This window comes from Legionella maceachernii (genome assembly GCF_900167045.1).
In the GTDB taxonomy this organism is placed as follows: domain Bacteria; phylum Pseudomonadota; class Gammaproteobacteria; order Legionellales; family Legionellaceae; genus Tatlockia; species Tatlockia maceachernii.
On the sequence record NZ_FUXJ01000003.1, the window covers coordinates 125,307 to 140,384 of the forward strand.

Sequence of the window (15,078 nt, forward strand, 5' to 3'; positions counted from 1 at the left end):
ATCATTGTTATCAATAGTGTCCTTATTATCTAAAACCCCATAACTGAGGTTCTATTAGAAACTATATCAGTCTCCTCGCTGTTACTTGGATTAGTTTTAAATAAAAGAGGGGAATAAAGATTTATAGTTGTTTTTTCATTCGTAACTTCTTGTCGATCACTTTTAATGAATAAATCTTTCTGCTCTTTGTAATCTAATTTTAAATCCCCTGTGTACTTGAGCCGAAATCTGGGATTTGTATCTAATGTGTCAAAAATATACTCATATAATTCTTTATCACCACAGAGCTGGCATCTTTCCATCTTAGAATCATCCAAGATGGTATTCCTAGGAGCCTCAAACGAAACGACATATCCCGAATAGGATTGAGATGATTTGGGTATAGGCTGAATAGATGCATAACGATATGGTAACTCGCATTCCTTATTATCCTTTCTTCTAATCATAAATTGATCTAAAGAGCCACCTATATCATAGGGACGAATTAAAAAAGGTACTTCTAACTCAATAAGCAAATGTGCCATATCTTCAGGAACATATTCTGAAGGTTTCTTATTATTGCGTAGATAATAGCAGGCATCAGCTAATAAAATTCCTGTAAAAGGTTTTAAAAGATTGTAGGCTTGTAACAAAGTTCCTATACCGTCTACTAAATGAATGAAAGTCCATCGAGATAAAATTATATCTATTTCCTGAATCAAGTTGAGGTTTCTTAAATTAAATTCATCAATCAAATTTTCTATTTGAAAGCGGCCAAATTTATATAGGTTACATATACCTATTTTTTCTATTTCTGGGCCTTCATAACTTTCCCCGCGGATACCAATAATATTAATTTCGATATCTTTTGAAATTTCTTGGGATTCGTTAATTTCCCTAGTTAAATGAGAGCAAAGTGAAAAATCCCCAGCACCAATATCTAAAATATAGAACAGTTTCCTTTCACGATTATTTTCTATAATCTTTTTTATTAGCAAAAACTCATCTACACCACATAAATCGTAATTAGATTTTCCGGAATATACCCACAAGTCATTAGAGTGCTTTGCTAAATTATCCCATGCTTCTTTTATCTTGGTTTTTATTTCTTGAGGCCTATCTTTCCATTCTAATTTAGTTTTCATATAGTTTCACATTAAATTGGATATTATATTTGTAAAAAATTAATAAATTATTAAGGAAAAAAATTAAAAAGAATAGACATTATAACTCAGAGTAAACGCGTGTTTTAAATCATGAACTCTCAAAGAATAAGAAAGACAACCAAGAAATAATTTTGGACTTTTAATAATAGCCTTATTCGGAGTAAGGTCCAGAAGCTATTTAATGATGCCTATCTATAGCTGATTCTTAATTCCCACATTTTCGTGGTGCATCGAACTGTTACTTCAAGTATATTTTTTTGAAATTAGCAGCTCAAAGAGTGATTCGGGTGCTCGATAATATCGCTTTAATTAGAGGTTATCCAATGAAATTTCGCCTGGATAACAGTCGTGAATTTATTTCCTTGGCACTAGCAGAATTGGCTGAACTTCATGAAATAATCTTAGAATTTATTTAGCCTGGAAAACTAACCAAAAACTCATTCATCGAGTGATTTAATCGGACTTATCGAGAAGAACTATTAGATTTTTATTTGTTTAGAAACATTAATGCTTTATCCGCTGATCAGGTGGGGCTTTATACTGCGGTTGTGGTGGGGGCATTATCGGCGGTTGGAATGGAGGCATTAGTGCGCTGATTAACAGCATATTTTTGTTAATAAAGTAATTATCGATCATTACATGAAACTAGGACAAGCCTAGTTGAGTTCATATTTAGATGGTAACTTATTGATTTTAAATTTATTTGCCATCTATTTGTTATCTAAGAGCATAATACGCACTTGCAAAGAGTCAATGGAATTGACGTGATGTACAGCGAACAGCCGCCAGCTAATGGAGAATTCGGGTAACTTATTGGGGTTAGCAATAGATTTTGAGATATAATGCGGGCTTATTACTAGTTTCGTAAGGATAATTTTATGTGGTCACTCCTGCTAGAGTATGAGTTTTCAGCAACTGATTCCCAATTCATTAAACGCATCGAAACTATACAACCCCAATTATGTATTGATACATTGTATATTAATGGAAAAGAGGATAGCACTTATAACAAACTACCAATCACTCAGTTACAAACAGTCTTAGATAAAAGAAAAGAGATAATGGAGCCAGCAGAGTTTGAGAAAGCAAAAATAAAGATATCATCAAGGATGCCTGCATTTCGCACAATTCAAAATATTTTACCAAGATTTCAATCACAGGTTGATAACATTTCAGAAGAGGACCAAAAAAGATTAGAGAAAGATGTTGGTTTTCTAGTCGATAATCTAGTAGATTCAACTTTTGCTTCTGCGTGGTCTCCTGATAATAGATACTTACCTAACGTTCATAGTAAGGAAGATCTTTGGAAGGTAATCCATTTAGCACATGCAAAAATGCAAGTATATGCAAAAAATGACATCCCTCCCTTTTTTTCAGTCTGTGATTCTCCATCTCGGAAAGAAATCACCATCTATTCGATACTCTATACCTTCCATCTTACTTATGATGATAAGAAACAAAATCTAATCGGGAAAGGTGAATACCCTGGGCTGCATTTAGAATCAGGTCTTCATACTAATTATGGCTGTGTTGTCATTAGAGATGAACTCAAGACTGCCTTTGAGAAATGGAAACAGAATGGTCAACATGGGACCCTTATATTCTCTTCTCACGCGGGTTCACCGCAGACAGAGGCTCAACCTAAAATTGCCGAAACAATAACGCAATTCTCACCACTCTATGCCACAGCAATTAAATCAGAAGATCCTGCAGATCTATCTAAATTATCTACTAAAGGGCTTTCATTTTAAGTCTCTAAGCAAGGCCAAAACCGATGATGAGCCCTTTAAAAAGGCTTTTATTTAGTTATTTAGGGGTCTGACCCAAAAATTAAATTAATAAACAATGGATTAATATAAAAAGCACTTTATTATTCACCTTTAAAATCTATTTTCAAGCTATAAAATAAGGATTACAAAATCCTAATAGTCTTAACTTGTTTTTTAAAAACGGATCAATAATAATTCCCGTTTCAAGTCCTTAATTTTTATTTTTGTCTATAACTAGTGGACCGGTTTAATTGGGGAGCATTACAGCATAGATGATCGAGTTTCTGTAGGATTTTTATGAATATATTTTTAGATAACTTGCACCGAGCAGGCAAGAAAGTTATTTATGAGCGCCAATGCATGCTAACGAATTGACCCCGGCTGGCACACGCAAGTTTTTCGCTCACCTACATGCCCAATAAAAATATTTTTTAAACAAAAAAGGACATTTTAATTTTGATTGGACACTTTAAAATCTTTTTGAAAAAAAATTAGAAATAGTTACAATAGAATTTTTATAATTTATTCTTAAAATGCACAAATTAGCTTCATATAGACTGGCCATTCCTCTAATTTTGAATGTATTCTGCATATCAACAGCCTCGGCTGCTAGCGATGTGTGTGAGGATAATTCTCTTCATCAACGTACCATTTATAATTATTCTACACAAAAGTGGTTTATTAATGGAAAAGGGAATTCAATACCTGGGGCAGGTTATAGTTCAGTTTGGTTTACTCCTTGTAATGAAAAAACAAGTTTTGGTTGTACTATTCATCCTAAGAGTCAAATAAGCATTTCATATGCGGGTGTCGGCGGATTGGTCCCTCGTCCTCCTTCAGGATACATTACGCTCACGGATATGAATGGAATTGCTCTTGATTTTAGGTTTGGATGTCATAATAGGGAAATTTATCTTAGCGGCTCTGTTGCTTCTACGGTGATGTTACTTAATCAGCCTAAGGGTGGAGATATGAGCATCAATTCTGGGTCTTGGAATTGATTTCTGATTTTTAATCGCTGTCTTTCCATCGAGGATTATCTATCATGTTCTGCTGCTTTGGAGATCTATGTGTTGAGGCAGAAATTCGGACGAGCGCGAAATCATCGAGTATGATCGGTGAGTGCTTCGAAGGCTGAAAATGGTAATTCATAATGAAAGTGATTATAAAATCACTTTAGCACGCGTTGATTCTCTTTGTGGGCCAAGGATGGGAGCTTATGAAGTATTGCGTAATATACTGTCGGGATTTTGTCGGTCTCAGTCCTGCTTTGTTATGCTTTGTCGTGCCTTTGTAGGGGGCGACTACATTGTTTAATAATAAAATCAATAAGTTAATTTTTAATGGCCGGACTGCGAACCAAGGTGTCGGCGGGTCGAGTCCTTCCAAGCACGCCATTTAATTCAGGCATAAAAAGGCGAAATTTAGATTTGCAATTCTTTTAATTGAAAATGATCATCATCGTCAAATATTGAAGATGATAAATCGTTTACCCCTTAACTGTCATACTCTCCACTAAAATAATCCCCCGCTTATTAACACAAACAAGCAGGGGTAGGGGGAAGGGATTCTAAATCTTAGACAGTCGATAATTGAGCTCGATAGTGTATTTTTATCGTATGTCGGAAGATATTGATATGAAACTGGTGCTCGAGCTCATTATCTAATGCATTAAGGGAAAAAAAGAAGGCAAAAAAGACGAGTGGTTCAGCAACATAACCATCACAATTTAGAAGACCAGGCATAAATGACGAGGCTACAAACAACGCTGATTGACCTAAAATTAATAACAAAGTAAAGTAATCGACCTTTGTGCTTATATTAAGGCAGCTAAACAGGCCTGTCCATAGAAAAGCTCCATTACGGCTCTATCATAATCGAGAGCAAATAATCGACGCAGCCATTCTTACCACCCACAGCAAGAAAGGCAAAGGGCCTAGCAGCAAACATTTTATTGTCATCAATGGCATCAAGACAGAAGTGTTCAACAAAAACCAATTAAAGCGGCGGCAGCTTCTATCGCAACAACCGGAAGAAGAGGAGAGGGGTGTTAAACGTGCTCGCCTACAAATCACTGTGAAGGAGAGTGCATTGACAGAATACTATGATCATCTTGCTGAGTTAGAGGGCTTTAGCACCAACCAAAGCATTGATGCCCTGCCGCAAGTTTGGCAAACGCAATTGACACCGGAAGCGGCACAATCCGATGAGTCTGTTAACCACGTTTGCCTGCAAACCACAGGGCAGCGAAGTGCTTTAACAAGCTCCTATGATCGAATCCTTGCTGAGTTAGAGGATGGCCTTAGCAGCACCCAAAGTACTGATGCCTTGCCGGAAGTGCGGCAAACACGATTGACGCAAGACGTTGCGCAGGCTAATTCACTGGATTGGGTACACGCTCTTTCAACCCCCAAATCAGCACGCAAACCCTAGGGAGCTTCCTGCCGGAGAAAGTCGCTTGTTGCAGCAAGACGATTTGCTGAGCTGTCGTTTGGTAGAAGCCTATGATGTCCTTGAACGAATTTTGTTCGATAATAGCGAATCCGATAACGATGCGAGTTTTACTTGCTAACGTTAGCCTTGCGTTTGAGTAATGAGTTAAGTCTCAAAAAATAGATCTTAATCTGGGCAGTCGCGTATGATAATACGTTTCTTATTCGCGTTTCGGAAAAAATAGCAGCATACCATCAAAAATTTAGAACGTAGGCATAAAAGGATAGATTATAAAAAATACTAATTGATCTAAAATTATTGATTAAGTAAAATAATCGGCCTTTAATGCTTGTATTAAGGGGTTGCTAACTATGCCTGTCAATAGAAAAGTTCCATTACGGCTCTTTCATAATGGAGAAGAAATAATCAACGCGGTCATTCTTGCCACCCACAGCAAAGAGGGCACAGGACCTAGCACCAAACATTTTGTAGTCATCAATGGCGTTAAAACTGAGGTGATGACAATAGAGCAACGCTCCAAAAACCGCTTATTCCATCAGGGAAAGGAAATCACTGATGCGACCATTCTTGCCACCCACCGCAAGGAGGGCAAAGGCCCTGGTAGCAAGCATTTTGTAGTTATCAATGGCATTAAAACGGAGGTTATCACTGCAGCTCAACGCACCCAAAACCGTTTATTTTACCAGGACAGGGAAATTACTGATGCAGCTATTCTTGCCACTCACAGCAAGGAAAGCAAAGGGTCTAGCAGCAAACATTTTGTAGTCATCAATGGCGTTAAAACGGAGGTTATCACTGCAGCTCAACGTACTCAAAACCGCTTATCCAACAAGGGTAAGAAAATCCTTGTGCGGCCATTCTTGCCACCTACAGCAAAGAGGGAAAGGGAAACAACACCAAACATTTTGTAGTCATCAATGGCGTTAAAACGGAGGTTATGAATGCCAATCAACGCACTAAAAACCGTTTATTTCATCAGGGCAAAGAAATCACTGATGCAGCCATTCTTGCCACCCACAGCAAGGAAGGCAAAGCGAACAGCACCAAACATTTTGTTGTCATCAATGGCATCAAGACAGAAGTGTTCAACAGAAACCAATTAAAGCGACGGCAGCCTGCATTACAACAACCGGAAGAAGAGGAGAGGGGTGTTAAACGTGCTTGCCTGCAAACCATTGGGGAAGAAAATGCATTAACAGAATACTATAATCATCTTGCTGAGTTAGAGAGCTTTAGCACCAACCAAAGCACTGATAATTTGCAGCAAGCTGGGGAAATACAATTGATGCAGGAAGTTCCGCAGTCTAATGGAAGTGTTAACTCCGCTTGCGTGAAAACCACAGGACAGAGAAGTACATTAGCATACTCCTATGATCGAATTCTTGCTGAGTTAGAGGGTGGCTTTAGCAGCACCCAAAGTACTGATGCCCTGCCGGAAGCGCGGCAAACACGATTGATGCAAGATGTTGCGCAGGCTAATTCATTGGGTTGTTCTGGATACACGCTCTTTCAACCACCAAATCAGCACGCAAACCCTATGGGGCTTCCTGCCGGAGAAAGTCGCTTGTTGCAGCAAGGCGATTTGCTGAGTCGTCAGTTGGTAGCAGCCTATGATGTGCTTGAGCAAGTTTTGTTCGGTGATAGCGAATCCGATAACGATGCGAGTTTCACTTGTTAACAGCTGTATTTTTGAAGAGTAAAATAGCCATAGAAATCACTCTACTTATTTACTTGAAAAAAATTAAAAGATAAAAAACTTCTATCACACTGGGATAACTGATAATGAATTTATGGTGATATATTGGTGGAAGCCATCCTAATTTTTGGGGTGAGTCAAAGAAGTTAATTTGTCGGCTTTCGCTAGCCCCCAATTTCTTTAAATATTGCTAGAAGTGTTATCACAATCAGGTTTGCTAAACGCATGATGTTTTTTGTTCCTGATCCAGGTAATCTGAATCCATAGCGCTTATTTTTTATGTTCTTAAAGCACCTTTTTCTAATCTTTTTTCGTGAACCGAATTAGATCACGAACTGATGCATGTCCATTCTTTGTTTTTTATAATCCTAGCTCAGGACCTGACCTTGTTATTCGCTACAAGCAATTTCCATAGCTCGACTTTGAAATTTATTTCGTGACATAATGCCAACTTGTAGTTTTTTCATTTTTATCTTCGTTCATATTTAAAGAGCTAGCTAGAACTTTTATCTATTTCTCAATCCTCTTTTAATGTGAAAGTATACGACATAAGGTTATTAGGAAAAATATTCTTAAATTCAGAATGTTTTAATTAAATCGATATCATTTTTTTCAAATAACCGCTGTAAAAATCACGTCATCCAAAACCTAGCATTTTGAAGGTATGAAGCAGATTATTAACGACGAGAAATCTTTTTATTTTTATAGGTTTTTTTAAGTTTATAAAAAAAAGGGATAAAAAGGGGTATAAGAAGCAATCCCATGATAACTTTAGCTGGATTTGGAGAATATCTCCATTGATAGTAATTTAGGTTAGGCTCTCCTTGAGGATTAAAAGCTTCATAGTAAAGCATTGTTACGAGGGCGGTGAATTCTGAATAAATATAATCCCAATTTTTCCATAAAATAATTAACGAAATGCAGACTAAGATCCCAATTAAAAACAAAATAGTATTTGTATGTTTTAATAACCCAGGATCTAATGTCTTGAGACTAGAGAAAACATACATAAAACCTCCTAGCATAATGATTAAAGAAAGACAGAAGAGTAACTGAATGATCGAATTTCTTAACAAACCAATGTAACCAATCTGATTAGGATCAATCTGGCCAATAACATCTTGTGATGGAGTAATGATGAATAAAGGAATAATGCGAATAAGCACAAAAACTAGAATTAAAAAAACTAAAATTAATTGTTTCTTTTTCATAAAAACTCTCACAATTAGAGATAATTAAAGTATAAGCAAAATAGGGAATTTTTTGATGTTAAATATGAGAGAAGTGATAGGGGTAATTTTAATTGATTATACGTAATCGCTCATAAAAATACTTTATTAACTTGTAGTAGGCCCCTGTAATAAATCATGTTTTTTTTGATGTTTGGTTGCTTCTCTGAGGGTTAATGATGAAAACTGATTTTTATGTATTTTAACAAACTCATATACCCTTATAGGATCATATTTTGCATAATCGCGTAATGACCATCCTATGGCTTTACGAATAAAAAAATTTTTATTATTTGCATTTTGTAATGCAAAAGCAAAAAGACGTTTAACATCAGTCAGTTCCTTCCAACCTAGCTGATGCAATAGAGCAATTCTTCTAATCCATAAATTCTCTGATGTTATTGCATGCTCCAATATTTGCTGAAATTCATCTGTAGATGAGCGATGGCATTTCAATATTTTACTAACAACCGCTGCCAGCCCATCTATCGAATCCCACCAAGCTTTTTGTATGGCAATATCAAAAAGTTGAGGAATATCATTCAATGTAAATTTTGTATTATTCTTCATCATCAAATCGATTGCAATATATTGAAATTCTCGATAAGGGATCTCCCACAATGAATTAACTAAATTTAAGAGTTGAGATGCGTTGTAATCACTAGTGATTTTAATGAATTCATTTGATAGTTTGCGTCTCATAGGAGTTTGGATACCTAAAAAATCGAACTGATTGAGCATGTAAGCAGACATTTTGAAGGCTAATTCTTTATTCGCTAATTCCAAAAAAGTTTGTTTTAAATTAAGTAAATTTTTATCCATTTTATTGCTCAGGCACCGACAATTGATTCAGTTTTATTTTGATTAAAATATAAGTGACTTTTCTATCTTTTATGTTTATCAAATAAGATGAAGCACCAGCAGATGTCATCCCATGAACCCATTCCTTAAACCTAGTTTCACCTTGCCGATGAAGTCACTTTTTTTCGCAGTAATGGAAGACATCATAGGGCCAAGAACTGGTGGTTCAGATTCAATAAAACGGGTTTTGTAGGCGTAGTTAATTTGCGCATAATAACCATCTGCCCACGTCACTTAACTCATTACATTCGCATCTCGTAATGTATAGAATGTTTTAGAAAAGGCCGTTTCTCATTGTTTGCTTTTTTTAGGAATGGATCTAACACACTATCTTGGCAGGTATTCTATAAAATAGAAATACATTGAGAAAAATTTTCAATAGGAAGAGGATTGCCAAGCATACAGCACGAAGCTCCAAATATAGCAATTGTTTCTTTTATCTAAGGCTTAATTTGCTTCAAAGACCATTAAGAACAAGGCCGCGCATGGTGTGTAAAGCCGAAACAACACATAACCTTATACGTGAACGAAATAAATTCAATGTCAAGACTACTGGAGAGCTGCTTGACATCGAAAGAGTTGAGGGCATTTCAAAGAGGCTGCTGGAAAAGCGCTTTACCGAAAGTAACTCGTTGGTTGCCTACCGTATGGATAGAGTAAAGCACTTTTTAGAATCTTCAGAAAGTAGAGCGTCTAGTTGCTACTTTTTAGCGAAAAATGGGCAGGTACTGAGTGTTACGCCGTCTGGTATATTTGCTGGGTTATAGACTGAAATATTATAATCACTGTTCGCTTGATTGTCGGAAAATAAATTGGAGGCGATACAAGCATGAGCTAGATTCATAATCAGGGGGGTTCCGATGCCGCCACCAACTAATAGTGCTCCCCCTCGACTGTATTCTTCCAGCGGACTACTCAAGGCAATATTCTGTGTGAAAGTATTGCCAAAAATCTGAGCGTTTCCTAAAAACTCAACAGCAATTGCGCCCCCTCCAGGCGCCATAGAGATAACTGAAGATGCGTTATGACTAAAGGTATTGGCTATAAAGTTAAAGAAAGCGAGAGGAGGAAAGATTCCCCCTGGAACACCCACAATGGTATTATTTAAAAATCGGTTATTTGAAATTTGCGCTAGTGTGGGTATGGCAGAATTAAATATGGCATTTCCAAAATTAGAAGAAAAAATTGCCCCACCTTGCACTTGCGCTTTATTGGCCACAAAAGTAGAGTTTGTTATTTTTGTGGCTATTGAGTCCAGGTAAATGGCTCCCCCAACACCGCCAATATTGTTAGTAAATTCACAATTGCTGATCATGGCTTGCGAGCCTGAATTGGGGAGGATTCCAAACACATTAATGCCTCCCCCTCCAAATGCCGCAGCAAAATTAGTTATGAACGTGGATAGAGTAACATTTAAAAAATGAGGGTTGCCATCGTTAAAAGGGATATGGAAAAAAATAGCGCCTCCACCAAAACCGGTAGAAGCAGTTGAGTTTTCTGCAAAAGTGGAATTGTATACGGATAAATTGGAATTGATAATACCAATAGCACCACCGCTAGCATCGGGAACAGGGCCTACCACGTTATTGTTGAAGTAACAGGACAATACATTAATATCACCAGCATCCTTACTTCGAATAGCGCCTCCATTACGAGAGGAAGAGTTTTGATCAAATTGGCTTAAACTAATAGAGTATGAAGCGCCCATCAGATTTTCCAAAGCACCGCCACTCCCGCCAGGGAATAGTGCTGTATTATTTGTAAATCTGGATTTGGTAATAGAAATGAAGGAGTTAGGATCGATTGCTGCGACAGCGCCCCCTCCCGATGCTAATACAAGCAACCCTCCCTCCAAGATCTCTGACACTGTTGCAGTCGAACCATCACTGCTATTCTGATCAAAAAGCATTCCATTGAGTTCGATGGTTGAGCCATAACGCGCCAAAAGACCTCCTCCAGCAGCATGCTCATAGGACAAACTCTGGAGCACATTGTGAGCGCCTAAAATGCCATTATCTGGACCGTTTGCATAACCTCCTCTAACAATCAGATTATCAAGTCTAACATTCTTAACTCCTGTGCCGGGAAAGAGATCACTTCCGGCCGTAAGCACATGCCAAACCCGATCATTGTTACTGTTAGGTATATAGGGAGTCAGACAGCTGGAGGTCATATCCCCACATAAAATGGTTGGGTAAAGTACACCGTTTCTTTCTTCACGGCTAATTTCATTGCCGGAAAAACCCCCGAAGATGGCCGTGTCACTCGGTAAATTAAATGTTCTTAGCTTAGGGGTATTCACCCCATAAGCACCACCAATAACCCCCTGCGGCGCATAGACTTGAGAAGGCTTATACACGCCGGTTGCGACCCAGATTTCCACAGGATGTGGATAGATTGCAGCCGCTTCCAGTGCAGAATCTAAATTATTAAACGCATTTAACCAACTGCTGCCATTACCATTCTCTGGTCTATTACCATTCACATAAAGTGTTGTTGCATAGTCATTAATAATGGGCAAACTCGGTTGAGAACACTGTGAGAGGTTATCTTGATTGCAAACCGCAGTGTTGGGTAGTTTATCTACAAATCCGCTACCTGCCGCTTGCACTAAGGTGAGGAAGCCAAAAATAATTAAACTAAGACTTAATCGAGGCAGTAAATTCAATAATTGCATTATTTTCCCTAGAGAATAGTTAGCTTCCCGCTTATTTTTGGTTTTTACAGAATGACAAAGTTTGTTAAATCTAACCATAGAATGTTGTATGTCAGCAAGTTTATGTTTTACAGTAGAGTAGAATGACAGTTTTCAGCCTTATTAACAGATTACTGGAGTCATTAAAGAAAAAGGAGGCATGGATATTTTAGGAAAGAAAGAAAAATCTTTCTCGATTATCTGTGAAATCAATGTGATACTAGTTACTGATGTTGATTCAACATCAAAGATGCATTTATTAACTAAACTTTAATTAAAAATGATGCAATGAAATGAGTTAAGAATTGTAAGCGAGGCTCTTATGTTTTTTGGTATTTTAAATCTATCACTTTGGGGATATATTTTAGCAACCCTTTTTCTAACTCAAATCACCATTGCGTCAGTCACGCTTTATCTACACCGTTACCAAACCCATAGAGCTTTACACTTGCATCCGGTGGTAAGTCATTTTTTTCGATTCTGGATTTGGTTAACAACTGGGATGATGACAAAAGTATGGGTTGCTATTCATCGGAAACATCATGCAATGACAGATGTTGAAGGGGATCCGCATAGTCCTCAAGTCTTTAGTATAAAAAAGGTTTTTTGGCAGGTTCCTGAATTATATCGCGAAGCAGCAAAAGACAAAGAGATGATAGAAAAATACTCTCATGGCACTCCAAATGATTGGATTGAACGCAATCTGTACTCTCGCTGTTCTGACAAAGGTATACTGCTAATGTTTCTAATTAATTTACTGCTGTTTGGATGTCCTGGAATTACTATTTGGGCAATACAAATGATTTGGATTCCGTTGTCAGCAGGTGTGGTAAATGGTGTAGGTCATTATTGGGGATATCGTAATTTTGAATGTGCGGATAGGTCAACTAATGTATTTCCTTTGGGTTTTTTAATAGGTGGCGAAGAGCTTCATAATAATCATCACACCTATGCTTCTTCTGCTAAGTTTTCTGTCAAATGGTGGGAATTTGATTTGGGCTGGTTTTATATCCGTTGCCTAACCTTTTTAAGACTTGCAAAAGTAAAAAAATTACCACCCAAATTGGTCAGAGACAATACCAAACTGAATGTTGACTTAAACACCATAAAAGCCGTTATTAATAACCGCTTTCAAATTATGTCCGATTACTATAAAAGAGTAACTGTCCCTGTTTTGAAAAATGAAAAGCGCAACCCAAAAAATAAAAAAGAATGGCATTTATTCAAGTATGCTAAACGGGTATTACGTCAAGAAAGCTCAAATGCTAGCATCCATTTGCCAGCCTTACTCAACCGTTTTGAACAATTACAACTTGTTTATAGTTATCGCCAATCATTACAACAAATTTGGCTAAAGAAAGTGTCTTCTCAAAATGAGTTAATTGACTCTTTAAGTCAATGGTGCAAAAACGCAGAAGAATCAGGACTTGATGTATTGCATCAATTTTCTCTTCGATTAAAAAGCTATGTTTTAATTGGCCAGGGTCATTAAGACATAAAAGGTGATTCATCCTGGTAAACGCTATTGAAGTAACAGTGCATTTTTAAGCGAATCATCGCGTGGAGGTTTTCGCTTTTTTTAGTTTACAAGTCGCTGCTCGGCAAAATTCTTGCGAATTTCTCAAAACGATATTTACCCTCACAGGGTCTATAATGAACAAATACTGCGCATATTTATCTAAGAGGATCTGAAAATTAATCCGTTTACGCTGGTTTTAATTCAGGACGAAACCCATTTCAAGGAGAAGAGAATAGAACGAATTAACTTTAGTTGTGTGTATGAAAAAGCAATATATTATCGTATTGATGATTCTTTTTTTTGTTCCATTGCTGGGATTTACTTCTCCAAATTTTGAAGAAAACGCCCCGCCTTCGATTGCAGACCATCTCCACTTATCAAAATCACAAGATCCTATAGATGGCGGCTGGCTTCCTGATCTCACTGGTTTGCCTGATGAAGCTCAGATTGCTCGTCTCACTCAGCATATCGTTGACATCATAACAGCAGAAAACGATAGTCAGTGTAAAGCAATAGACCCGCGCTTAAGAATGTTGATTTTCCAACATTTTGCTATTTACCAACAGATGGCAAATGCGCAAAATATTTATTTTAATGAGCAAACCGCGCATCAATGGGCGCATATGCTTGCCATGATTCTTAAAGAAAGCAGCGGTGATTCGAGTAATATCACTGATATGAGTGGCAATACAGTGTCCACTTATGAACCTAAAACCGATTTAGATCACTGGAAAAATATATTAGATCTTACGATCCAAAGTCGAATTAAACTGAATTATCAAACGAATTTTGGACTAACTCAAACCTCTGCCGATCGGTTATTTAATGCATTTCATTTAGCTCAAAATCAGAGTTATGATACGGAGTTTTTAGAGGGGCAAGAGGGCGAATTAACGCCAGGAAAAGTAAACTTAAATACCGCCATTGCAATAAGACGATTAATTTGGTTTTACCAAGATTTTGCTCAAGGTCGCATATCCCAATCGGATGAGCGTATTCATCAAGAAGAGATTAACAATCCTGAATTGTTTAATCGATATCAAGCTGGTTTAAAGACAGCCCTTCTCTTTTGTGGTACACATTTGATGTTTTACCAAAAGGACCAAGTTCCTATTACTACGGAAGCGGGACCAAAACTTATCAATGCAATGGCTTCTATCGCCTATTGCAAGTTGGGGAATTCACAAGAGGGCTATGGTGTTAATGAGTTTGATGAGCAGTGTTTTGCAGAATGGGTCACTTTGTGTCCTGCATTGAATATAGATATTGCACTGCTTACCCCCTTAAGCTATTTTGAAACAAGAGGAACGGCACCAGTCTGTGAAGAGACATTTAACCGCCTGATTAATAAGCAACCCACGGTGAGTACGGAGCAATAAACTGAGATTGGCCTATTTTGGGTTGTGAATCATAGAAAAAGCAAGCGAATAAGTGCAGACAGGCCTATCCTTGTCGAGTACTAAAGGAGCTGCTGATGTGGTCCCAGATAAATCCTAAGGCAGCTAGTGAATGGGGATAATACCTTATAAAAAATCGAGTTTTTGGATAATTAAGTAGCGCGAATCTTACTTCAACTTCTTGAAGAAAAAGTAATTTATCAAATCAGTGGGTATAATTCATATGAGGTTGTACCATTAAAAATCCAAGAGGGAGTGCCTGAGGTAAATCGCTGGTAATCATGAAACCATTGTTTAATAAAAATTTTAGTTA

The 15,078-nt window shown here is 37.4% G+C and carries 11 protein-coding genes and 1 pseudogene; 8 read left to right on the forward strand and 4 right to left on the reverse strand.

From position 1 onward, the window contains the following. Nucleotides 1-29: 29 nt before the first annotated feature. Complete coding sequence (locus tag B5D33_RS02310) at nt 30-1,124, reverse strand: hypothetical protein (RefSeq protein ID WP_058452720.1); 1,095 nt, start codon at nt 1,122-1,124, stop codon at nt 30-32. Nucleotides 1,125-1,402: 278 nt separating this feature from the next. On the opposite strand from B5D33_RS02310, the pseudogene B5D33_RS16795 reads away from it, so the two are divergent. From B5D33_RS16795 to B5D33_RS02335, 6 genes and pseudogenes are all read left to right on the forward strand, one after another. Continuing rightward, nucleotides 1,403-1,594 (forward strand): annotated as a pseudogene (locus tag B5D33_RS16795) (IS3 family transposase); the annotation flags it as partial. Nucleotides 1,595-2,023: 429 nt separating this feature from the next. Further along, nucleotides 2,024-2,896: a hypothetical protein gene (locus B5D33_RS02315; RefSeq protein ID WP_058452721.1), complete on the forward strand. Its 873-nt coding sequence runs from the start codon at nt 2,024-2,026 to the stop codon at nt 2,894-2,896. Nucleotides 2,897-3,447: 551 nt separating this feature from the next. Next, nucleotides 3,448-3,915 carry a hypothetical protein gene (locus B5D33_RS02320; RefSeq protein WP_058452722.1) on the forward strand — a complete coding sequence of 156 codons (468 nt, stop codon included), beginning with the start codon at nt 3,448-3,450 and terminating at the stop codon, nt 3,913-3,915. 811 nt (nt 3,916-4,726) lie between these two features. Continuing rightward, nucleotides 4,727-5,347, forward strand: a complete 621-nt coding sequence (locus tag B5D33_RS02325; RefSeq protein WP_058452723.1) for a hypothetical protein — start codon at nt 4,727-4,729, stop codon at nt 5,345-5,347. Between the two features lie 371 nt (nt 5,348-5,718). Beyond that, nucleotides 5,719-6,279: a hypothetical protein gene (locus B5D33_RS02330; RefSeq protein ID WP_078767306.1), complete on the forward strand. Its 561-nt coding sequence runs from the start codon at nt 5,719-5,721 to the stop codon at nt 6,277-6,279. 26 nt (nt 6,280-6,305) lie between these two features. After that, nucleotides 6,306-7,046, forward strand: coding sequence for a hypothetical protein (locus tag B5D33_RS02335; protein WP_078767307.1), 741 nt, complete (start codon nt 6,306-6,308; stop codon nt 7,044-7,046). Nucleotides 7,047-7,741: 695 nt separating this feature from the next. Here the strand turns inward: B5D33_RS02335 and B5D33_RS02340 are convergent. The 3 genes from B5D33_RS02340 to B5D33_RS02350 all read right to left on the reverse strand — a co-directional run bounded on the left by B5D33_RS02340 (nt 7,742) and on the right by B5D33_RS02350 (nt 11,831). Further along, the gene (locus B5D33_RS02340; RefSeq protein ID WP_058452725.1) at nt 7,742-8,275 is read right to left on the reverse strand and encodes a hypothetical protein; all 534 of its coding nucleotides are present in this window, start codon (nt 8,273-8,275) and stop codon (nt 7,742-7,744) included. A 126-nt stretch (nt 8,276-8,401) separates the two neighbouring features. Continuing rightward, on the reverse strand, nt 8,402-9,115 hold the full coding sequence (locus B5D33_RS02345; protein WP_058452726.1) for a DNA alkylation repair protein: 714 nt from the start codon (nt 9,113-9,115) through the stop codon (nt 8,402-8,404). A gap of 739 nt (nt 9,116-9,854) precedes the next feature. Then, nucleotides 9,855-11,831: a hypothetical protein gene (locus B5D33_RS02350; RefSeq protein WP_058452727.1), complete on the reverse strand. Its 1,977-nt coding sequence runs from the start codon at nt 11,829-11,831 to the stop codon at nt 9,855-9,857. Between the two features lie 340 nt (nt 11,832-12,171). On the opposite strand from B5D33_RS02350, the gene B5D33_RS02355 reads away from it, so the two are divergent. Together B5D33_RS02355 and B5D33_RS02360 are read left to right on the forward strand one after the other, a co-directional pair. Further along, nucleotides 12,172-13,341: a DesA family fatty acid desaturase gene (locus tag B5D33_RS02355; protein ID WP_058452728.1), complete on the forward strand. Its 1,170-nt coding sequence runs from the start codon at nt 12,172-12,174 to the stop codon at nt 13,339-13,341. A 287-nt stretch (nt 13,342-13,628) separates the two neighbouring features. Beyond that, complete coding sequence (locus B5D33_RS02360) at nt 13,629-14,747, forward strand: hypothetical protein (protein WP_115304872.1); 1,119 nt, start codon at nt 13,629-13,631, stop codon at nt 14,745-14,747. Nucleotides 14,748-15,078 lie beyond the last annotated feature (331 nt).